Annotated in this window: 19 protein-coding genes and 2 pseudogenes; 8 read left to right on the top strand and 13 right to left on the bottom strand. The window is 57.9% G+C overall.

Annotated features, from left to right (window positions below; all coding sequences use genetic code 11):
* Positions 1–27 precede the first annotated feature (27 nt).
* Both PFAS1_RS00835 and PFAS1_RS00830 read left to right on the top strand, forming a co-directional pair.
* Positions 28–1,392: an MFS transporter gene (locus PFAS1_RS00835; protein WP_074878073.1), complete on the top strand. Its 1,365-nt coding sequence runs from the start codon at positions 28–30 to the stop codon at positions 1,390–1,392.
* Positions 1,389–2,663 carry a glucarate dehydratase family protein gene (locus PFAS1_RS00830; RefSeq protein WP_076027866.1) on the top strand — a complete coding sequence of 425 codons (1,275 nt, stop codon included), beginning with the start codon at positions 1,389–1,391 and terminating at the stop codon, positions 2,661–2,663. Before PFAS1_RS00835 ends, PFAS1_RS00830 begins: the two co-directional genes overlap by 4 nt.
* On the opposite strand, the pseudogene PFAS1_RS29385 reads toward PFAS1_RS00830, so the two are convergent.
* Together PFAS1_RS29385 and PFAS1_RS00825 are read right to left on the bottom strand one after the other, a co-directional pair.
* Positions 2,647–2,769 (bottom strand): annotated as a pseudogene (locus PFAS1_RS29385) (DUF7693 family protein); the annotation flags it as partial. The gene PFAS1_RS00830 and the pseudogene PFAS1_RS29385 overlap by 17 nt on opposite strands.
* A 71-nt stretch (positions 2,770–2,840) precedes the next feature.
* A complete protein-coding gene (locus PFAS1_RS00825; protein WP_074878069.1) occupies positions 2,841–3,410 on the bottom strand; it encodes an acyl-CoA thioesterase in 570 nt (189 codons plus the stop codon).
* A 105-nt stretch (positions 3,411–3,515) separates the two neighbouring features.
* Between PFAS1_RS00825 and PFAS1_RS00820 the strand changes: the two genes are divergently transcribed.
* The 3 genes from PFAS1_RS00820 (at position 3,516) to PFAS1_RS00810 (ending at position 6,011) form a co-directional block, all read left to right on the top strand.
* Positions 3,516–4,481 carry a GlxA family transcriptional regulator gene (locus PFAS1_RS00820; RefSeq protein WP_076027865.1) on the top strand — a complete coding sequence of 322 codons (966 nt, stop codon included), beginning with the start codon at positions 3,516–3,518 and terminating at the stop codon, positions 4,479–4,481.
* Positions 4,482–4,519: 38 nt separating this feature from the next.
* The gene (locus tag PFAS1_RS00815) at positions 4,520–4,909 is read left to right on the top strand and encodes a c-type cytochrome (protein ID WP_076031475.1); all 390 of its coding nucleotides are present in this window, start codon (positions 4,520–4,522) and stop codon (positions 4,907–4,909) included.
* 79 nt (positions 4,910–4,988) lie between these two features.
* Entirely contained in the window at positions 4,989–6,011 is a 1,023-nt protein-coding gene (locus PFAS1_RS00810; RefSeq protein ID WP_076027864.1) for a sterol desaturase family protein, read from the top strand.
* Positions 6,012–6,030: 19 nt separating this feature from the next.
* On the opposite strand, the gene PFAS1_RS00805 is transcribed toward PFAS1_RS00810, so the two are convergent.
* From PFAS1_RS00805 to PFAS1_RS30210, 4 genes and pseudogenes are all read right to left on the bottom strand, one after another.
* Positions 6,031–7,746, bottom strand: a complete 1,716-nt coding sequence (locus tag PFAS1_RS00805) for an amidase (RefSeq protein WP_076027863.1) — start codon at positions 7,744–7,746, stop codon at positions 6,031–6,033.
* A 163-nt stretch (positions 7,747–7,909) separates the two neighbouring features.
* The gene (locus PFAS1_RS00800; RefSeq protein ID WP_076027862.1) at positions 7,910–8,338 is read right to left on the bottom strand and encodes a nuclear transport factor 2 family protein; all 429 of its coding nucleotides are present in this window, start codon (positions 8,336–8,338) and stop codon (positions 7,910–7,912) included.
* Between the two features lie 144 nt (positions 8,339–8,482).
* Positions 8,483–9,055, bottom strand: coding sequence for a chorismate mutase (locus PFAS1_RS00795; RefSeq protein ID WP_076027861.1), 573 nt, complete (start codon positions 9,053–9,055; stop codon positions 8,483–8,485).
* Positions 9,056–9,211: 156 nt separating this feature from the next.
* Positions 9,212–9,493 (bottom strand): annotated as a pseudogene (locus PFAS1_RS30210) (phage infection protein); the annotation flags it as partial.
* Between the two features lie 237 nt (positions 9,494–9,730).
* Here PFAS1_RS30210 and PFAS1_RS00785 point away from each other — a divergent pair.
* Positions 9,731–11,404: a tetratricopeptide repeat protein gene (locus tag PFAS1_RS00785; protein WP_076027859.1), complete on the top strand. Its 1,674-nt coding sequence runs from the start codon at positions 9,731–9,733 to the stop codon at positions 11,402–11,404.
* Between the two features lie 25 nt (positions 11,405–11,429).
* The gene (locus PFAS1_RS00780; RefSeq protein ID WP_076027858.1) at positions 11,430–12,275 is read left to right on the top strand and encodes an AraC family transcriptional regulator; all 846 of its coding nucleotides are present in this window, start codon (positions 11,430–11,432) and stop codon (positions 12,273–12,275) included.
* A gap of 45 nt (positions 12,276–12,320) precedes the next feature.
* Here PFAS1_RS00780 and PFAS1_RS00775 read toward each other — a convergent pair whose 3' ends face one another.
* From PFAS1_RS00775 to PFAS1_RS00750, 4 genes are all read right to left on the bottom strand, one after another.
* Positions 12,321–12,830, bottom strand: coding sequence for a YkgB family protein (locus tag PFAS1_RS00775; protein ID WP_076027857.1), 510 nt, complete (start codon positions 12,828–12,830; stop codon positions 12,321–12,323).
* A gap of 747 nt (positions 12,831–13,577) precedes the next feature.
* A complete protein-coding gene (locus PFAS1_RS00760; protein ID WP_076027854.1) occupies positions 13,578–14,240 on the bottom strand; it encodes an SMI1/KNR4 family protein in 663 nt (220 codons plus the stop codon).
* A 47-nt stretch (positions 14,241–14,287) separates the two neighbouring features.
* Positions 14,288–14,650 carry a DUF6966 domain-containing protein gene (locus PFAS1_RS00755; protein WP_335720572.1) on the bottom strand — a complete coding sequence of 121 codons (363 nt, stop codon included), beginning with the start codon at positions 14,648–14,650 and terminating at the stop codon, positions 14,288–14,290.
* Positions 14,651–14,797: 147 nt separating this feature from the next.
* The gene (locus tag PFAS1_RS00750) at positions 14,798–15,070 is read right to left on the bottom strand and encodes a hypothetical protein (RefSeq protein WP_076027853.1); all 273 of its coding nucleotides are present in this window, start codon (positions 15,068–15,070) and stop codon (positions 14,798–14,800) included.
* Positions 15,071–15,677: 607 nt separating this feature from the next.
* Here PFAS1_RS00750 and PFAS1_RS00745 point away from each other — a divergent pair.
* Positions 15,678–16,148: a hypothetical protein gene (locus PFAS1_RS00745; RefSeq protein ID WP_076027852.1), complete on the top strand. Its 471-nt coding sequence runs from the start codon at positions 15,678–15,680 to the stop codon at positions 16,146–16,148.
* Between the two features lie 164 nt (positions 16,149–16,312).
* Here the strand turns inward: PFAS1_RS00745 and PFAS1_RS00740 are convergent, their stop codons facing one another.
* The 3 genes from PFAS1_RS00740 to PFAS1_RS00730 all read right to left on the bottom strand — a co-directional run bounded on the left by PFAS1_RS00740 (position 16,313) and on the right by PFAS1_RS00730 (position 20,045).
* Positions 16,313–17,566, bottom strand: a complete 1,254-nt coding sequence (locus tag PFAS1_RS00740) for a ferredoxin reductase family protein (protein WP_076031473.1) — start codon at positions 17,564–17,566, stop codon at positions 16,313–16,315.
* A 321-nt stretch (positions 17,567–17,887) separates the two neighbouring features.
* Positions 17,888–18,382, bottom strand: a complete 495-nt coding sequence (locus tag PFAS1_RS00735; protein WP_076027851.1) for a PaaI family thioesterase — start codon at positions 18,380–18,382, stop codon at positions 17,888–17,890.
* A 64-nt stretch (positions 18,383–18,446) separates the two neighbouring features.
* Positions 18,447–20,045, bottom strand: a complete 1,599-nt coding sequence (locus tag PFAS1_RS00730) for a winged helix-turn-helix domain-containing protein (RefSeq protein WP_076027850.1) — start codon at positions 20,043–20,045, stop codon at positions 18,447–18,449.
* Between the last annotated feature and the right edge of the window lie 101 nt (positions 20,046–20,146).

Below are 20,146 nucleotides of genomic sequence, written 5' to 3'. Positions count from 1 at the left end.
AAAAAAACAATGAACGGGAGTTGCCCCTTGAATACCCTCCAGAGTCCTCCGGACCCGAACGTGCTCGCCCGCGCCGCAGCCAAGGTCAAGCGCCATGTGCTGCCGCTGTTCGTGGTGATGTTCATCGTCAACTACATCGACCGGGTCAACATCGGCTTCGTGCGCAGCCACTTGGAAACCGACCTCGGCATTGGCGCGGCAGCCTACGGCCTGGGCGCCGGGTTGTTCTTTATCGGATACGCGATCTTCGAAGTCCCCTCCAACTTGTTGTTGCAGCGTTACGGCGCTCGCGCCTGGCTGACGCGCATCATGTTCACCTGGGGCGCGGCGGCGATGGCGATGGCTTTTGTGCGCGGCGAAACCAGCTTCTATGTATTGCGTTTTGTCCTCGGTGCAGCCGAAGCGGGCTTCTTTCCCGGCATCATTTATTACTTCACCCAATGGCTGCCGTCGACCGAACGCGGCAAGGCCATGGCGATTTTCCTCAGCGGTTCGGCCATTGCCTCGGTGATCTCCGGTCCCGTCTCTGGCGCGCTGTTGAACGTCAGCGGTTTCAGCCTGCATGGCTGGCAGTGGATGTTCCTGATTGAAGGCTTTGCCTCGATCGTGCTTTGCGGATTTGTCTGGTTCTGGCTGCAATCCCATCCGCGCGAGGCGAAATGGCTGAGCGCCGAAGAAAAGGACGCACTGGTTGACGCCATCGCCCTGGAACAACAGGCCCGCGAAGCCACACAAACCGTCAAGCCGTCGATGTTCAAGCTGCTGGCCGACAAGCAAATCGCGCTGTTCTGCTTCATCTACTTTTCCATCGCCCTGACCATCTACGGCGCCACGTTCTGGCTGCCGAGCATGATCAAGAAAATGGGCAACCTCGGCGACTTCCAGGTGGGCCTGTTCAACTCGATTCCGTGGATCATTTCGATCATCGCGATGTATGGCTTTGCGGCCATGGCCAGCAAATGGAAACACCAGCAAGCCTGGGTGGCCTTGACTCTGGTGATCGCCGCGTTCGGCATGTTCATGTCCACCACCGGCGGGCCGATCTTCGCCTTCGTCGCCATCTGTTTTGCGGCCATTGGTTTCAAGGCCGCCTCGGCATTGTTCTGGCCGATTCCGCAAGGCTATCTGGACGCTCGCATCGCCGCCGCGGTGATCGCGTTGATCAACTCCATCGGCAACCTCGGCGGTTTCGTCGCCCCGACGGCGTTCGGTTTCCTGGAGCAGAAAACCGGCTCCATCGAAGGCGGCCTCTACGGTTTGGCGGCCACGTCACTGGTCGCGGCCGTGGTGATCTTTTTCGCTCGCACCGCACCGCGTGGCGACGTCGCAACGCCTGAAAAATCCATCCGTCATCAAGCCTTGAGTTCAGGTTCAAAGGGAGCAGCTTCTTGAAAATCAAACGAGTCACCGTCACCCCAATCGCCTTCCGTGATCCGCCGCTGCTGAATGCCAGTGGTATCCACGAACCTTTTGCGCTGCGCTCGATCATCGAGATTGAAAGCGACAACGGCTACATTGGCCTCGGTGAAAGCTACGGCGATGCCCCGGCGCTGTTGATCCAGCAGCAACTGCAAGACCAGTTGATCGGCCTCGACCCGTTCAACCTCAATCAACTGCGCCGCATCGTGCAGGCCACGGTGGCGGCGAACAAACCGGCGAGCATTGCCGGTGCGGAACTGGCGCCGGGCTCCCATGCCAGCAAAGCGGTGAGCAACGCGTATTCGGCGTTCGAAGTGGCGTTCCTGGATTTGCAGGCGCACTCGTTGAACGTGCCGTTGGTGGACTTGCTGGGCGGTGCGATTCGCGACGAAATCCCATTCAGTGCCTACCTGTTCTTCAAGTACGCCCAGCACGTCGACTCACCCTACAAACCCGACAGTTGGGGCGAAGCGCTGAACGAAGAACAGATCGTCGCCCAGGCGCGGCGCATGATCGAGGCCAACGGTTTCAAGAGCATCAAGCTCAAGGCCGGCACGTTGCCGCCGGAGCACGAAGTGTCGTGCATCAAGGCGCTGAAAAAGGCGTTCCCCGGTTACCCGTTGCGCATTGATCCGAACGGCAACTGGTCGCTGGAAACTTCGATTCGCATGGCCGAACTGCTGGGCGATGACCTGCAATATTACGAAGACCCGACGCCGGGCCTCGAGGGAATGTCCGAACTGCACAAGCGCACTGGCCTGCCGCTGGCGACCAACATGGTGGTCACCGACTTCGATGAGTTCCGCCGCAGCGTGGCGTTGAACAGCGTGCAGATCGTCCTCGCCGACCACCATTACTGGGGCGGTCTGCGCGACACCCAGGCGCTGGCGAAAATGTGCGATACCTTTGGCTTGGGCGTGTCGATGCATTCCAACTCGCACTTGGGCATCAGCCTGATGGCGATGGCGCATGTCGCCGCCGCGGTGCCCAATCTGGATTACGCCTGCGACACGCATTACCCGTGGCAGGAACCGGATGAAGAAGTGATCAAGGGCGGCAAAATCCCCATCGTCGATGGTTGCGTGAAGATCACCCGCGCGCCCGGGTTGGGCCTGGAGCTGGATCACGATCAACTGGGCAAGCTGCACGACCAGTACCTGACGTGCGGCATTCGCCAGCGTGATGACGTGAAACAGATGCAGCGTTACAAGCCAGAGTGGAAGGCGCTCAAACCGCGTTTTTGAGTTCGCTCAGCAAACGCTCGATCTGCGCCAGCTCCCAGGTGCTGAGCAAACTGACCGGGTCAGTGCCGTAACGTTGCCAACGGTCGAGCGCGCCCTCGCGACGGTCCGTAATACTGTTCACTTAAGACATTCTTCAGTCGAGCTAGACCTGTGGACGCCGCGCTTAAGTGAACAGCATTACGCGACGGTCTGCGGGCGCCGGGCAGGCTGACCTTCTTCCTCTCGAAGCTCACGGCTCATGTCGTTGCAGCTTTGCGACCAGTCTGTCAGCCATGTCGGCATCGGCGGCGACTGTTCAGACAAGCCCAACTCCCGGGCGTACTCGCCAGGGGGCACCGTGCCTTTGGCAGAGCGGAACAGTCCCCGCATCACCACCACGCCGACCACGCGTCCCTTGCTCACGAAGCGGTGCTCCATAAAGCTCCACTTGTTGTCCCAGCCAAGCATCCTGGTGTGAATCTCGAACGCTTCGAACAGTTTCAGCTCACGCCGAAACTTGCCCCAGGTGTCCCCGACGATGGGTACAGCCTTATTGCGCAGCGCCACCCGGAATGCACCGCTGCGCAACACGTAATCCATGCGTCCAATATCGGCCAAGGTGAAATACCGGCCATTGGTAACGTGCCGGTTGAGGTCCAGATCAAGCGGCCAGACGCGCATGTGGACGACGGTGGTGGCCAAAGCGTCAACGGGCTTGCGCCACGGACGGCGGAACAGCATAAGGAAAAGTCGGAACCAGAGATTCATAAGTACGCCGAGGATTGAATGACCGCTGCACTTTAGGGAGGAAAGATCGGCTAAGGTAGGTGCGCAAATGACATTTTCCATGCGAAAAGCGCATTAGGATCATTTATGCACGTCACGCTTTTACTGGCGGATCAATGTTCCGCCGCCAGCGCCACCATGGCCCTGGAAATACTCAGCGCCGCCAACCTGTTCGCAGAGACTGCCGGCGCGCCTTTTGAAGTGGTCATCGCCTCGCTTGAGGGGGGTGATGTCGCCGCGTGGGGAGGGCAGACATTGCGCGTGGACCGCTCCACTGTCGAGATCCCGCGAACCGATCTGGTGCTGATTCCCGGATTCCTCTTCACCCTGAAAGACGCCTTGCCGGCCTTTTCAGCTTATGGGCCGTGGCTGCGTCAACAACATGCGCAGGGTGCCGTGGTGGCGTCGATGTGCACGGCGGCGTTCATGCTGGCCGAAACGGGCCTTCTGGACGGCGTTCGTGCCACCACGCACTGGGCCTTTGCGGACCTGTTTCGTCGTCGGTATGCCGAGGTCTGTCTGGAGGAAACGCAAATCCTCTGCGAGGACAATCGCGTGATCACGTGCGGGGGCGCGAGTGCCTCCATGGATCTTTTGCTGCACCTTGTGCGCCGGTTCGCTTCACTGGAACTGGCACAAAAGTGCAGCAAATACTTGCTGGTCGATGCTGTGCGCAGCGAGCAATCGGTGTACGTCATGTGGTCATTGCCGAAGAACCATGGGGATGGCGACATCCTGCGGGTTCAACACTGGCTGGAGGAGCACTTCGAACAGCCGCTGCTGATTGATGACGTCGCCCAGCAGTTCGGGTTCGGCGTCAGGAACTTCAAAAGACGTTTCAAGGAAGCCACCGGTTACACGCCCATTACCTACCTGCAAACCCTGCGTCTGGAGAAGGCCAAGCAGCTGCTTGAATCCACCCGCATGACACTCGACAGCATCACTTACGCCGTGGGCTACGAAGACGGCAATTCGTTCCGTAGACTGTTCCGCCAGCGAGTGGGGCTGCTACCGGCGGCCTACAGGAAAAAATTTCAAGCGGGTGCGAGTTGATTCACTGGCGCCAAGCCAAAGATGATTGGGAGCAGAACATGCAGAACACCGCCGTACTCACCTTCGCGCTGATGCTCAATGCAGGATTATTCAGCGTGCAGGCACAAGCGGCCGGCGATGCTGAGGCGGGTGCAACATTGTTCAAGCGGATATGCGGTGGCTGCCATCAGGTTGGGGAGTCGGCGCGGGGTTCATTCGGGCCGCAGCTCAATGGCGTTTTTGGACGCCCTTCGGGCAGCACCACGGATTACCAATATTCCGATGCGATGAAATCAGCCGGTATTGTCTGGACCCGCGAAACGCTGACCGCGTACCTTGAAGCGCCAAAAAAAGTGGTGCCCGGCACCCGCATGATTTTCTGGGGCCTCAGCGACCCGGAAAAGATCGACAACCTGTTGGCGTATCTTCAGACGTTTCAGCCGCAATAGGGCTTTCGCCAGGCGCGGAACACCCGCTGATTGCGATCTGATTTACAATTTTTCTCTTTTGGCGCTGGGGCAGCCGTTCATGGATTTACTCGCGTTTCTGTATGACAGCTTGTTGAAGTGGGTGATCGAGCCAGTCACGAATCAGTTTCTTGGCATTTTCGATCTGAACGGCCGCTTCAGCATCGTGTTTCTTTGCGTGTCCTACGGCATCGCCTACACCCTGTACCGCTTCAGAAAATATCGCGGGCTGACCGACTCACGTTCTTTCTGGCAGTTCATCGGCGGGCACCGGGTTCATTTTCATCCCTCGGCGTTGCTGGATTACCGGTACTACTTCGTGCGGGGCATCCTGAAGATCGCGCTGGTGCTGCCCATTGTTGGCCTGGTCGATCCATACGTCCTGCGCTCCGGCGACTACATCTCGTTTTTCAACAATCTTTGGGGCGCGCGCGCGCAGGTGGGGGAGAACCTCTCACTTTCCTTGCTCTACGGGCTCGGCGTGTTTCTGGTGCAAGACTTCATCCATTACTGGTGCCATCGCGCCTTTCATTCCCGGTATCTGTGGGCGTTTCACAAAGTCCATCATTCCGCGTCCGTCCTGGTGCCGGCGACGGCAAGCCGGATTCACTTCGTGGAAAAAATGGTCGAAAAACTGGCTGACATCGTCTGCCTCGGCGCTTTTGCCGGTGTCTTCTGGTACGCCTGCGGCGGGGAGATCAGCCGGTACACCTTGTTCGGCGTGACCTACATGGTCCTGATCTTCAATGCCTTGGCGGCCAATTTGCGTCACAGCCATGTCTGGCTGTCTTTCGGCCCCGTGGTCGAGCATGTGCTGAACAGCCCGGCGCAGCACCAGATTCACCACAGTGACGCGCCCCGACACTTCAACAAGAACTTCGGTATCAACCTGTCACTCTGGGACTGGATGTTCGGTACGCTCTACGTCACGCACTCGACGCCCGAGCCTATCCAGTTCGGCACCGGCAAACAGGACCACGACCGTTACCTGACGCTCTATAGCCTGATCGTCACGCCCTTTGTCGACATCGCCCGCAAGATTCCCGTCAGACGTTCAACCATTGGACGGGATTGGGGCGTGTAACACCCCAATCCCGCCCTTTCTATTGTTGGCCAACCGGCAAGGGAGGGGTGCGAGGCGGAATCATTCGTTTTGAACCGATCGACTCGAACGCCGAAGCCAGGCGCAGCAGCATCGAATCGTCATAGGCACGACCGGCAAACGTGAGCCCGACGGGCATGCCGATGTCCGGCATGACGCCCATCGGCACCGTGACCGTGGGGACGCCCAAATGCCGGATGGCGAGGTTGCCGTTGGCGACCCAAACGCCGTTGCTCCACGCGATATCCGCAGATTTCGGATCGACATCGGCATTCGCCGGCCCCACGTCGGCCACCGTCGGAAACAGCACCGCATCGAGCCTCAACCGATCCATCCAGATCTCAAGATCGATCCGACGCGTCTGTTCAAGTCCGCGCAGTCCGTCCGGCAGCGTGGTGATCTGGTCCCACGGGGTGATGCCGCGTTCGGCCATCTTCACGTACTCGTCCATGCCTGCGGCAAGGTCGTCCTCCCGGTTGGGGAGCGTGCCCGGGTCGTGGGGAAAAATCAGCGGTCCGTCGACATCGGCCAGGCGGTTCAACTTGGGATCGCCATTGGCCCGCAGAAAATCATCAAACGCCCAGGCCGACAGGTCCCACAATTCATGATGCAGGAACTCTTTGGACACCAGGCCCCGCGTAAACACGGTCGGCGCACCCGGGCGATCACCTTCGCAATTGGAGACCAGCGGGAAATCGACTTCGATGACTTCGGCGCCAGCGGCTTCGAGTGCCTTGCGGGCCTCTTCCCAGAGCCCGATCACGGAAGGGCGGGTGATGATTCGCTGGCCCGTCGGACCACCGATGCCAGGCGCATCGCTCGTCCCCGCTTCGGGATCCGCGTTGATGTACATGCGCGGCACGCCGAAGCGCTTTCCTGCCAGAGCATCGGGCTTCACCGCCAATTCGGCATAGGAAGCGGGGCGCACCGAGGCGACACTCGGAATCGGCACCCAGGGTTGCATCCGCCACAGATCGCCACGGGTGTCGGGATCATCGGCCACCACCACGTCGAGCACTTCGAGCAGGTCGGCCATGGTTCTGGCAAACGGCACGACAACGTCCATCGTCGGCGTCAACGGCCAGTTGCCGCGCACCGAAATTACCCCGCGCGAAGGCGTATAGGCACACAGACCATTGTTCGAGGCAGGACCGCGTCCACTCGACCAGGTTTCTTCCGCGAGACCGAATGCCGCGAAGCTGGCGGCCGTTGCCGTACCTGCGCCGTTCGATGAACCCGAGGCGAAGGGAGCGGTGAGATAGTCAGCGTTGTACGGGCTTTCCGCACGACCGTAGACCCCGCGCTGCATGCCGCCGTTTGCCATGGGCGGCATGTTGGTTTTGCCCAGGCAGATCGCGCCAGCAGCGCGAAGCCGTTCGATGGTGAACGCATCGCGATAGGCGATCAGGTTCGCGAAGGCGGGACTGCCGGAGGCGGCGGTGAGCCCCTTCACCAGGTAACTGTCCTTGGCCGTATAGGGAATGCCATCGAGCGGACCCAGCGTCTCGCCCTTGGCCCGACGAGCATCGGACGCCTGCGCCTCGTTCAGCGCCTCGGGGTTTCGAACCACCACCGCGTTGAGGGCGGTGGGCGTGTCGGGACCGTCGTAGGCATCGATCCTGGCGAGATAGGCCTGGACTAACTCAACCGCAGTGGTTCGACCCGATTCGAGCGCAGCCCGCAGTTCGGCAATGGAAACTTCGGTGACCTCGATCATGCTGTTACCACCGTCTGCTGATGGGCGACGCGATGAATGTTGGGCTCAGGGACATCATTAATCTCAAAATGGGTAATCATCGGTGTTCTCGTTGCGCTGCTTTTCGCGCTCTATTTAACACCAAGCCGGGAACAGAGGCATCGTCCACGGCGATGCAACGTCTTCAGGCTTTGCTGGCCGCCAGGTAAGCGCCAAGGCGTTGCCCCATTTGCTCGCCCAAGGCTTGCAGGCCACTCAAGGGACGGACCATCACCTCAAACTCAACGATTTTTCCTTGTTCGTTGAACCGGATCATGTCGACGCCCTTTAACGCTTTCCCGCTGACGTTGGCGCTGAACTCCAGGACGACGCTCAACCCGTCTGCGGTCGACAGTTCCCGGTGGTAGGCAAAATCCTCGAATACCTCGAGCACGGTGTTGAGAATCATCGAGACCACGGCTGCACCCGGGTAAGGCATGTGAGCCATCGGGGAGCGGAAAATCGCCTGTGGGTCCAGCAAACCTGGCAAGGCGCTCAAGTCTCTCTTGCTGATCATGTCGTGCCATTGGTTCAGGGATTCTGCGACTTTGGTATGCAGGTTCAGTTCAGACATTTCAACTCCGATGGTTGGCCATGTGAGATTCGGTAGTGCCGCCAAGGTGGACTTGCGACCCTGCGGATGCACTAAAAGTAGCTCACAAAAAAGAAGAAGCCCGGCGGATCAGGCCGGGCTTCTTTTTAGAGACCATATTTAAAGTCACTGAGCAGCGACACACAGTTCACCGGTGGCGCGTATCAGTGCCTGACCATGCAGACCGTCCTTGACCAGGTGGGATCGTTCTTTGGCTAGCCAGTCCGCGCACTGCGGGTCTTTGCGGTAGGGCGCGAAGGCAGCGTATTGCTGCAACAGGCGGTTTTGCAGTTCATCGAGCTGTGGCCGGATTTGATTGGCGAGGTCTGGCCGCGGTGTGTCAGGCGCCTTGCCGGCCGCTCGCCATTGAGCCACCAGCCCGTACTGCACCAGCTTGTTGGCTTCAATTTGTGCGGCGATCAACTCGGCTACTTCGTCCGGGTCCAGTTTGCGCTCGACGGCCAGCTTCCTGGCGTTGGCGATGACCTGCGCTTCCCGGGCACTGTCCTGGATCGGTTTGCCACTGTCCCACTTGGTCAGCGCCACAAGATCAGCAATGCTCAGACGGTCGTTCAATGTCACCAGCAGCGGTTGCAAGCTATCGGGGGCCGGGGAGGGCGCACCGGCCTGCGCGCTGCTGGCGAGTAAACCGAGGACGGCGCAGATCAGCAGTTGCGGTAAATGTGGGGAACGGGGCATCGGAAAACCTCATTGGGTACAGGACTCACAATCAGGTGTTATGTATCACAGGTGCGGCGGAGGCATTAAGCAGGGATCGATTTATTTTGTGCACGAAAAAGCCCGGCTTGTCAGGCCGGGCTTTTCGTTGAGTGCTTCGGTAAAACTATTCATTTATGCAGCGCGGTTTTCGATCAGACGGTCGGAGCCACCTTCAGCGACGCGGTTTTCGATCAAGCGATCCGAACCACCTTCAGCGACGCGGCTTTCGATCAGACGATCCGAACCACCTTCAGCAACGCGGTTTTCGATCAGACGATCCGAACCACCCTCAGCTACACGACTTTCAATCAAACGATCCGAGCCGCCTTCAGCGACAACCGGGTGAGCAGAGGTAGCGGCGAAAGCGTTAACTGCAAAAACCGAGAAAACAATGCTGAGAAGGATTTGGCGTTTCATGATGGTGTGCTCCGGGGTGTAGTTGTTTGGTGTGGGGTCGATGTTACTCCGCGGATTTTTTATGAGAACTTCATTGAGTTGATGGTGACTATCGATGCCGGCAATGATCTTCCTGTCGTCGGCTCTGCCGCTCAGCCAGAACCGCGGGGGTATGCTGGACCTCTTGAACTGTCGAGGCTCGTCAGGTCCGCAAGGATTGCCTGCGAGGTTCCCTGCTCTGGTCGAGAGGATAAAGCGATGCACGACTATTACGATTTGGGCACCTACAGCCGCCCGGTGACGACCCACTCGCCTCAGGCCCAGCGCTGGTTCGATCGTGGCTTGGTTTGGTGCTACGGCTACAACCACGACGAATCCATACGCTGTTTCCACAAGGCGCTCGAACATGACCGCGATTGTGCGATGGCCTACTGGGGCATCGCTTACGCTTCGGGCCCCAACTACAACAAGCGTTGGGATGCCTTCATCGAACAGGAATTGAATGAGGCCGTGGCTCAGGCGCGACGGGCGACGCAAACCGCGCTGGCGCATATCGACGGCGCAACCCCGGTGGAACAGGCGCTGATCCGCACGCTGGAACAACGCTACCAGGCCGATCAGGCCAGCAGCCTCGACCAACTCTTCGCCTGGAACGATGCCTACGCCGCGTCCATGCGCGATGTCTACAAAGCCTTTCCCGAAGATCTCGATGTCGTTGCGCTGTTTGCCGAAGCGTTGATTGACCGCACACCCTGGCAATTGTGGGACCTGAAAACCGGTAAACCGGCACCGGGCGCCGACACGCTTGAAACGGTAGACGTGCTGGAACGGGCGCTACGGCGGATGGAACAGCACGGCGATGCGCCGCACCCCGGCGTGCTGCACATGTACGTCCACACCCTGGAAATGTCGCCCTACCCGGAACGGGCATTGCGCGCCGGCGATGTCCTGCGTGACCTGGTGCCGGATGCGGGACATTTGCGCCATATGCCGTCGCACATCGACGTACTCTGCGGTGATTACCGTGGCGCCATGGTCACCAACAGCCGGGCGATTCTGGCCGACAGCAAATACCTCGAACAGGAAGGGCCACTGAACTTCTACACCTTGTATCGATGCCACAACTACCACTTCAAACTCTATTCGGCGATGTTCCTCGGGCAATACCAACCGGCCCTGGAAGCCGCCGATCAGTTGATGTCGACCATCAGGGAAGAACTGCTGCGCGTGGAGCAGCCGCCCATGGCCGATTGGCTGGAAGGCTTCGTGTCGATGAAGGTCCACGTGCAGATCCGCTTCGGCAAATGGCAGGACATCCTCGCCACGCCGCTGCCGAACGATCAGGCGCTGTACTGCGTGACCACGGCGATGCTGCATTACGCCAGAGGCGTGGCGCATGCGGCCACCGGGTATATCGCCGCCGCAGAAGCCGAACAGCGTCTATTCCTCGACGCCTGGACCCGAGTGCCGGACACACGCTACGTCTTCAACAATAAATGCACCGACATTCTGGCGGTTGCCGCAGGCATGCTGCGCGGGGAAATCGAGTACCGTAAGGGCAATTACGACGACGCCTTCGCCCACTTGCGCCAGGCACTCTCTCTGGACGACAACCTTCCTTACGACGAACCATGGGGCTGGATGCAACCGGTCAGGCATGCACTGGGCGCGTTGCTGCTGGAACAGGGCAGGGTAGAAGAAGCGTTGCAGGCCTATCGAGCCGATCTGGGACTGGATAACACACTTAGCCGTGCGTCCTGGCATCTGGACAATGTGTGGAGCCTGCACGGTTATGTGGAATGCCTGAAACGGCTGGGCCAGGATGCCGAAGCGGCTGCCGCCCAGACGCGCCTTGCTCTGGCCATGGCCCGGGCGGATGTGGAAATCAAAGCCTCGTGTTTTTGTCGGGTTGGGGCGGGGTGTTGTCAGTGATGCTCGAAAGCGCCGGAGGTTGCCTATGGATCGTTTGTCTACGTTGTTGTCGCAGTTCGGCGTGCGCGCGAACCTGTTTTACAACGGCAATCTTTGCGGCATGGCGTCATACGATGGCGCTGACCAGCGCGGTCATATTCACCTGCTGCAGGCAGGTAGCGTCACGTTGCAGGGGGCTGATCGCAAGGATCTGCTGCTCACCCAACCCAGTCTGATTTTTCTGCCACGCCCAAGTCGGCATCAACTGTTCGCCGGTGAGCCCGAGGGGGCTCGGCTCTTGTGTGCGTCGATGAAGTTTGAGGGCGGGGTCGATAACCCGTTGTCCGCTTCGTTACCCGATTGTCTGGTGCTGTCCCTGGATGAGCTACCGCTGCTGGCCGATACACTGAAATGGATGTTCAGTGAGGCGGCAGGCGCACATTGTGGCAGGGAGGCAGCGCTTGATCGTTTGTTCGAACTACTGATCATCTTGTTGTTTCGGCATCTGCTCGACCATCACCAGTTGCGGACCGGAATGATGGCTGGACTGGCCGATATGCGGCTGGCGCGCTCGCTGGTGCAGATGCACAACGCACCGGATAGGGCCTGGTCGGTTGCAGACCTTGCGAGCGAGTCGAACATGTCGCGCGCTGCCTACGCCGTGCATTTCCGGGCCGTTATAGGGCAGACCCCGGCAGATTATCTGTTGAGTTGGCGTATCAGTCTGGCGCAGAAGCGCCTGCGTGAAGGGCGCCCGATTACGCTCATCGCGGCCGAGGTCGGTTATGAAAGCCCTTCGGCACTTGCCCGCGCGTTTCGTCGCAAAACGGGCTACAGCCCTCGGGACTGGATGAAAGATTTGGCAGGAGAGGGTGATAGGGCAATGACCTGAAAGCATTGAACTGCTTCAGGCCATTCCAGGAGGTGAGTCATCGGTTTAACGGTTTTCCAGCTCAGTCAGAGAGTGGCCGGCCACGAATACAGAAGCGGCAAGCAACCCGATGTCTTTAAGGAGAAACTGACCCGGCGCAACCGTAATAGCTGGAAAACCCAGGCCGGGTTCAATCACGCCAGGCGTCGAAAACATAAAGCTCAAAGTGGTGAAAAACAATCCGGCAGACAACGCGCCACCGATCAATGAAAGCTTGGGTGAGAGCAGGCGACCTGCAATCAGAACACCGATCGAGACCTCCAGAATGCCGAGCAAACTGGAGAAAGTATCGACACTGAAAATCTCATAAACCCACCCCAGGAAAGGGCTATTGCTCACCAGCGGAACCAGGCCCTGTGCTTCGTAGTGCGTGAACTTCATGCCGCCGAACCAGAAGTAAATGACGGCGAGCGCAAAGTAAGCACCGTAGGTTCCCAACGCCATGGTTTTAATCCCGAGCGTTGAATTGTTAGGTGCGTTGTTGGTTCTGTAGTTCTCAATGCTTAAGGTTTTCATGATCAAGGCTTCCAGGAGTGTGGGGACGAACGCTATTCAGCAGCCCAACGCGGTTTACGTTGGGAGTGAGGACAGTGTTGCCTTTGATTCCACGCTCGTGGCTTCTGAACGTATTGCGTTCAGTGCAGATCGTCTTGACTCACTGCAGGTCTGGAAAGACAAGGGCGGCTTCCCGGCCTCGATGGTGCGCTAGGGTTTTTGTGAAAAACGGTGTTTATTCAGGCACGCTGCCGTGAGGCGCTCTGCGAGAAATTCGATGAACACGCGAGTTCTGGCCGGACTGGGATTCATCGGCTACGTGGGCTATTTCATCGCCATCATCATCGCCGCGACGACGCTGGCCCCGTCGTCGCGCCCGCCTTCTTAGGGCTCGTGCCTGTCGTGCTGGCCATCAGCGGAAATGTTCAGGGCGCGATTTCCTGGCGCTCGCTTCAAGTGCCTTTTGCACTGGCTGTGCTTGGCTACTGGAAATGGTCTTCACTACCTGCCTGGGGCTGCTGTTTTACTACCGGTGGCCCACGGCGCCTGAAGCGCTGGGTATCACACTGATTGTCGTGGGGTCGTTAAAGCTATTGGTGCGTTCCATGGCAGCGCCGGAAAAGTTGCTGTGGCTCTTTGAGGATGCTGAACGATTTTGCCAATCTGTTGCGTCGACCAGTTGAATCCACAACCCATCCCGGTCATTCATGGCAGTCAATTATTGGCCAGAGCTTGCCCATTTTTAGGTTCCGAACACAAGATAGACAATTAGCGCATCCAGGCACGAAGAGCTTCGAACTCGATGGCGTCTGGATGGTGCAGCCTGGCAGCTAACGCTTCCTCTTCTTCTTGAGAAATGAAGGCTTTGACAATTTTCGGGATACTTTTTGGCCCAGCCTTGTAGCTCTTGTCAACGCATTGCCGGCTGAACAAATCCTTAAGAAGTTCATAGTCTGAGGGTAGTAACGCTGCCTGGATCAATGCCACTTCACCTATCAGTGCTGCACTGAAGTCCGCTTGAGGTGATAGCCAGGACAGATTTGTGGCAATGCGCACGTATTCCCTGGCCACGAATGACGAGATATCGGCATGGGCGAGTGAAGATGGCTGTGCAAAATGAACTATCCGGGCAATCCCCGAAGCGCCGTTTTCCAAACGTACCACGCAGTAAGGCTCTCCACCGCCAGTAGTCGCAAAGGGAAGAAAGGTTCGACCTTGTTGATCATCATGATTGAGCCACTCATTGATTTCTCGCTCGGCCTCCTCGGCATCAAGCCATAGAAAATCTTCAAGGCTACTGAGTGCTGCCGTTGCTGGAAGCGTATGTGCTATCCCCATGAGCGTGGCGAGGCGTTCTGGAAACTCAATGTCAATACTGCGTGCAAGCTTTTGAAAGGCTTCTACAACAGTGACGTCTTGTCCGTAATTCAAAGCGACAGGCTCTCCATATCAGATTGCAGGAATTAAATGGGGACAGATCAATTTTGCTGCGTACGTTTTATGGCACTGGCGAGCGCTGCGGCTTCGCTGCGTAACGCATCAAATCTTGTGTTCAACTCGACATGCCCGGGCTTCCAGGCCCAAACACCATCGACGTGGTGTTGCCCAAGGATCAGGTCATTGAACGAGCCCATTCCGCCAAAGGCTGACAACAAGTATTCAACCCCGTAGTAATCAGAGTTCATCAAGTGTGCCTTGGCTTTGCGCATCCACTGGCTCCAGTCAGTGGCTCCATCGCTTTCAAGTACGATGGCGAGCTGATCCAGAACGTCGATCAATTGTTCAGTCATTTGTCCCATTTTGAGTTCATCCAAACTGTGGAACGATGGATTTTCGGACATTGGAAATTGACCATGCGATGACCTCCGCTTCAATCATTTGCGCACACAATCTTTGATTTCGCTCGGAGCTGGCAAGTCTGATGAATGCTGGCGCACCTCTTTGTTTGCGGACAAAAAAACGGGCGCCGTCATGGTGCCCGTTTTCGTTTATTCCGCTGCTTGAGCCCGCAAGCGTCGGCCGATCACGTCCATCAAGTCACAGCCGTCGCGTAACGGAATGGCCAGCAGTTTGGAGAAGTCCGACAGCACTACCGTGTCACAACCGAGTTCGGCGCGGTAGGCGATGTTTTCCAGTACCTGAGTGACCGTTCGGATGCGGTGGTCAGCCATGGCTTGCAAGACGTCGAGTGGGGCTTGGGTATCGATGAGCAGGGAGGCCGGGATCAGGTCGATTCCGGTGAGGGGCATGTATCGATTCATTTGAAGATCTCTGTTTGATTGGCTAAAGGCCGTCACTCAGTCGTCGCCAAACGATTGGGTGGCAGCTGTGCGCAGGTTGGCGAACCGGCAACAGAGAAAACCGGCAGACCCGAAGGTCTCCCGCGCACAGCCGCCATAACAGCGGCTTTGCGGGTGCGACGACCCCTGCAATAAAGCGTAGAGCCCTCGCATTCTCTGTGGTCAGGTCGCCAAACCTGAATCGCCATTTTGGGCGACGGGGCGGACTATAAGCTTCATCGGAGCGACGGGCAAGGTTAGGGATTCCGAGGTTTGTGTAGGAGTTTTTATGATGCTCCTAGGACCGTTACGCCCCTTCCGCGGGCGGCTGCTATCGGCCCAGAGTGTGTAAAAACGCGTCGTCAAAATTGAAGTGCGCGCATCTATGTTAAATCTGAAATTTATCGGCACATCCGCAGATGTGGATTTTGCGTAGAAGCGCGATTTCCAGTCTGGTTTTGAGTACCTGTCGCGCTGAAAAACGTTTTTACACAGCCTCGGCCAAAAGCAGTCGTTGAAAATGTTGCGTTAACACTAGTAATGGCACTGAGCTATTATTCAGGCTTTTCGCTTTTATGGAGCGCAGCAGATGCCTGTTTTTGAAATCTCACCGCTCGAAGCCATTGGTCCTGTGCGGCTTGGCGTACCACGCGCTGTAGCGAGGCAAGCAATGGCTGCCATTGGATACCCACTCGAGCATTCCCAGGACGGCGTTGATCATTTTTGCGAATCCTGCATGCAGTTTTCCTACGGGCCAAGCGATGAAGTCTGGTTCATTGGTGTCTGCGGAAACCCGAATTTCACGTTCTTGTTCAAGGGCATCGATGTCTTCGCGCGCTCTGCCACCGAAGTGTTTTCATTGATGGCTGCTTCAGATAACTCTGGCCCTCATGATTTCACCTCATATGAATACTGGTTTCCAAACCAAATCCTCTCACTATGGGATGCGGATGAACAATACGACCGCCAGGAAGGAGAAAGCCGCGAGGTCTGGGGTCAGATCGGAATCGGAAACAGCGCTTACATGGCAGCCATCCGCGCTATCAAGAAAAAGGCGTGATGGACCATACCTTTACTTTTAATGAGATGGTTTGAAGGACAGCTTCGGGTCCGATAGCGACCTCCACCCATTGCTGACATTGATGACTGATGAAACCAGAAAAGTAAGTCCGTCAAATGAGGCGACAAAACCTGGGGCAATTTAGTAGGTTGCATCCCGCCGGGTCAACGGAACTCGAAGAGTTCGAAGTGCAGATTGGCTTTCGGGATCCGGTTGATATCCATCAGTTCATGCACCTTGGCCAGTAAACCTTTGGGGCCGCAAAAACTTACGTGAATTTTGTGTGGCTTGGTTTGAACCACCGCTTGACGCAAGGTTTCGGCTAACTTTTCGATGCCACCGACATTACGAACGAATTGTGCCCCACGCATCTTGGTCATGGCTTGCAACTCCTCGGGCGGAGGGAAGGCGCGCGAGGGCGTGAAGCAATAGACCAGAGTCGCTTTTTCGAAGTCTTTGGCGTCTGGGTCTTGCAACCAGGAAATGAAGGGCGAAATGCCCACACCTGCGCCAATCCAAATTTCCCGCTCGGCCTGAGGGGCGCGATTAAAACGTCCGTAAGGGGCGTATAGAGTGGCGCGCATTCCGATTTTGGCGCACGCGCACAGCTTTTTGGTGTAATCCCCCAGCCCTCTGATCATGAACGCAATCTGCCCATTCGGACCGTTGGCGCTAGCTATCGTGAAGGGGTGTGGCTCCCGCAGGCCCTTTTGCTGCATTGCCAGGAACGCGAACTGCCCGGCTTTGAAGTCAAACCCTTTATGGATCGGCTCCAGTGTCAAATGCAGCGCATCATTTTCTCTATTCACTGCGGTCACCCGGTACTCGCCCGCACGGGCAACAAATGGATAGAGCACCAGCTTGTAGAGGGCGGCGAGCACACCCAGTCCGCAGAACAGCGTCAACCAGATACCCGAAGGGCTGAGCAGGGTGATCGGCGATTTGAAACTGAGCCAATGCAAGATCACGATCAGGAACAATGGGCCGGAGAGCTTGTGCCACCATCGCCATAGGCGGTAAGGAATGTTGCGGTTCAGCGCCAGTAGCACTATCAGACCCAGTGCGACATAGCTCAACTGGCGTACCAGTCGCGTCCAGTATTTGGGTAGTTCCAGGATAGGCGCGCTGTTCCAGACATCCAGATTCGCCTTGAATACAAAATGATACGAGGCAAACACGAGAGCCCATATGCCTAGCCACTTGTGTGACTCATAGACGCGATCCAGGCCGCCAAACAGACTCTCAACGACACCCCAGCGACTGGCCAGCAGGCAGGAAGCTGCCATGTAAACAAGTGCGCTGGTCCCGAGTGTCAGGCTAAGGGTTGCCGACGTCAGCCAAGTATCGACAGGTATGTCAATCAGCAGCGTTAGTGCCGTAATCAGCAAGATTCCGAGTATGCAGTGCGAGGCTTTCAACGCGAATGCTCCAATCATTAATTCGGTGTTACAAGACTGAAATCTCACCTTCCTTGGAAGCATCAGGGCTTCAGACCCTAGCAGAACGCTGAAATAGGGATATGACCTCAGTCATAAACAGGGCGAAAATCCCAATGAGTCCGCTCGTACACACCACCACTAGAAGGCTTGACCCAGACGCTGCTTCTCGAACATTCCCAGGTTCCAAAGGCCGAAAAATTCGTTACAGGCGGCCACCTCGATTTCCAACCCCGATGTGCTGTCCATTTGAACCTCACTTGATGGTGAAACCGCCGATGGGTGGTGCCTGGATGCAAGCAACTACCGACTATGAGCAACCGCAGCCAGTTGCTCGGTATCTACACGAACAAAAACGGAATCACCAATAGCCGTCAGCACATCCCCCGCATAAACCTCGCAGATAACGCGAGTTTTTCGTCCGACTTCACCTTCGACTTTCGCACGCAGGGTCAGCGGTACACCCATCGGTGTCGGTTTGATGAACTTGATGCCAAGGTTGCCAGTGACGCAATTGATGCGGGGGAGGCTTCCGACTTCGCGGTTTTCCGTACGGTAGTGATAGGCCATTGCCGTCCAGTTTGAATGGCAGTCAACCAGCATCGCTATCAGCCCGCCGTAAACCAGATCCGGCCAGCCGCAGAACTTGGCATCGGGCACGTGTTCGGCCACGACATGCACGCCGTCCTCATGCCAGACGCTCTTGATGTGAAGCCCGTGCGGATTGCTGCTGCCGCAGCCGTAACAAACGCCTTCCGGTGCGGCGGTGTCTTGCAGGGAGGTATCGAGCCTGGACATACCGTGGTCATCCTCAAAAATGTGAATCAAACGTGTCGGATTTTAACGCTGCAATCGGCCGCGGTCACTCGGGCAAACCGGCCAGTCGCAGTCCGTCCGCGAAGCGCGATAGGTCCTCGGGCCGTTGGATGGGCAGCCAGTCCTTCAGGTTGGAGACGCGCAACGAGGGTTCCAGATCGTGCAGGCGCTGTATCGCCTGCTTCGCTTTGTCCATTCGTCCGCTGAGCGCATGACTGGCCGCCATCAGGGCAACGGAGGGCAGGAGGGTGGGCAGGTTCCCCAGCGCTTTCTCCGCCCAGGCCGAGGCGGCATCGAAGTGCCCTGCGAAGAAATTAGCGAGGGCCATTCCCACCTGCATCCGGAACATTTCCGGATCCAGCGGACTCAAGCGAACGGCATGGGTCAAATTCTCAATCGCTTCGTCTGTTTCACCGCGCAGTGCGCGCAGGATACCGCCCAGGTACCAGGCGGGGGCGAGGTTGGGATTGAGCAGGCGCGCCCTGTCGAGCAGGGCAATGCCGCCATCGACATCGCCGGCGAGATGGGCCAGCGCATGTCCGCCTCGCGTCAGCGCCACTGCATCATCCCGGCCGAGTGTCACCGCCAGGCGCGCAAGCCGTATGCCTTCGGCGATCTCTCGAGTCCGATCGCTCATCCAGCCATTCAACTTGCGCCAGAAATGACACCAGGCTGCCATGCCATAGGCCGACGCAAATTCCGGGTCGAGCTCGATGGCCTTGTAGAACATCGGCAGCGCTACCTCGACGGCTTCCCGGGTGCCGCTGTGCAGTTTTGCCATGCCGCGCAGGTAATAATCGTAGGCGTCCAGGCTATCCGTCGGTTTACGCTTGGCGCGTTCGATTTCCGCCCGTTCCAGCTGCGGCGAGATGGCGCCGACGACGCTTTCGGCGATTTGATCCTGCAGCTCGAAGATGTCGTCGAGCAGGCCTTCAAAGCGCTCTGCCCAGATGTGCGTCCCGTTTGTGGCGTCGATGAGCTGCCCGGTGATGCGTACCTTGTTTCCGGATTTGCGCACGCTGCCTTCCAGCACGTAGCGCACGCCGAGTTCCTGGCCGACGCCTTTGACGTCCACCGCGCGGCCCTTGTAGGTGAAGCTCGAATTGCGGGCGATGACGAACAGCCAGCGGATACGCGACAGGGCGGCGATGATGTCCTCGACCATGCCGTCGGCGAAATACTCCTGCTCCGGGTCGCCGCTCAGGTTGTGGAAGGGCAGGACGGTAATGGAGGGTTTGTCCGGGAGGACGAGCGAGGAGGGCGGTGCTTGCTTCGGCTCCACGGACGCGATTTCGCCGGCGCCAGGCCCGTCAGGCTGTCGTGCTCCGTCGATCTCGTCGACCGTGATCTCGCCGACGAAGCGGTAGCCTTTGCGGGCGACCGTGCGCACCAATCGCTGTTCCTCGCCGCTATCGCCGATGGCCTTGCGCACCGCATTGATGTGGCTGGTGATCGTCGATTCCGAGACGATCCGGCCGTTCCACACCGCCTTGAGCAGGTCGTCCTTGCTGACGACGCGATCGCGGTTGTTGACGAGCTGCAGCAATAGATCGAAGGCCTGTGGACCGACGGCCACGACGTGACCGCGCAAGGTCAGTTCCCGGCGCTCCTGATCGAGCACGTAGTCTTCAAACACGAATGGCAAGGCGTGTATCCCCTGGTCGAGCGCCCTCGACTCCGTGTCAGAGCTAGCGATAAGTACGAGGTGTCGATAATACGGCAGCGTTTGATCCGCTGCACCGTCCG

The sequence above is a fragment of the Pseudomonas frederiksbergensis genome, from assembly GCF_001952935.1.
In the GTDB taxonomy this organism is placed as follows: Bacteria; Pseudomonadota; Gammaproteobacteria; order Pseudomonadales; family Pseudomonadaceae; genus Aquipseudomonas; species Aquipseudomonas frederiksbergensis.
This window is presented reverse-complemented; position numbering and strand designations above follow the sequence as displayed.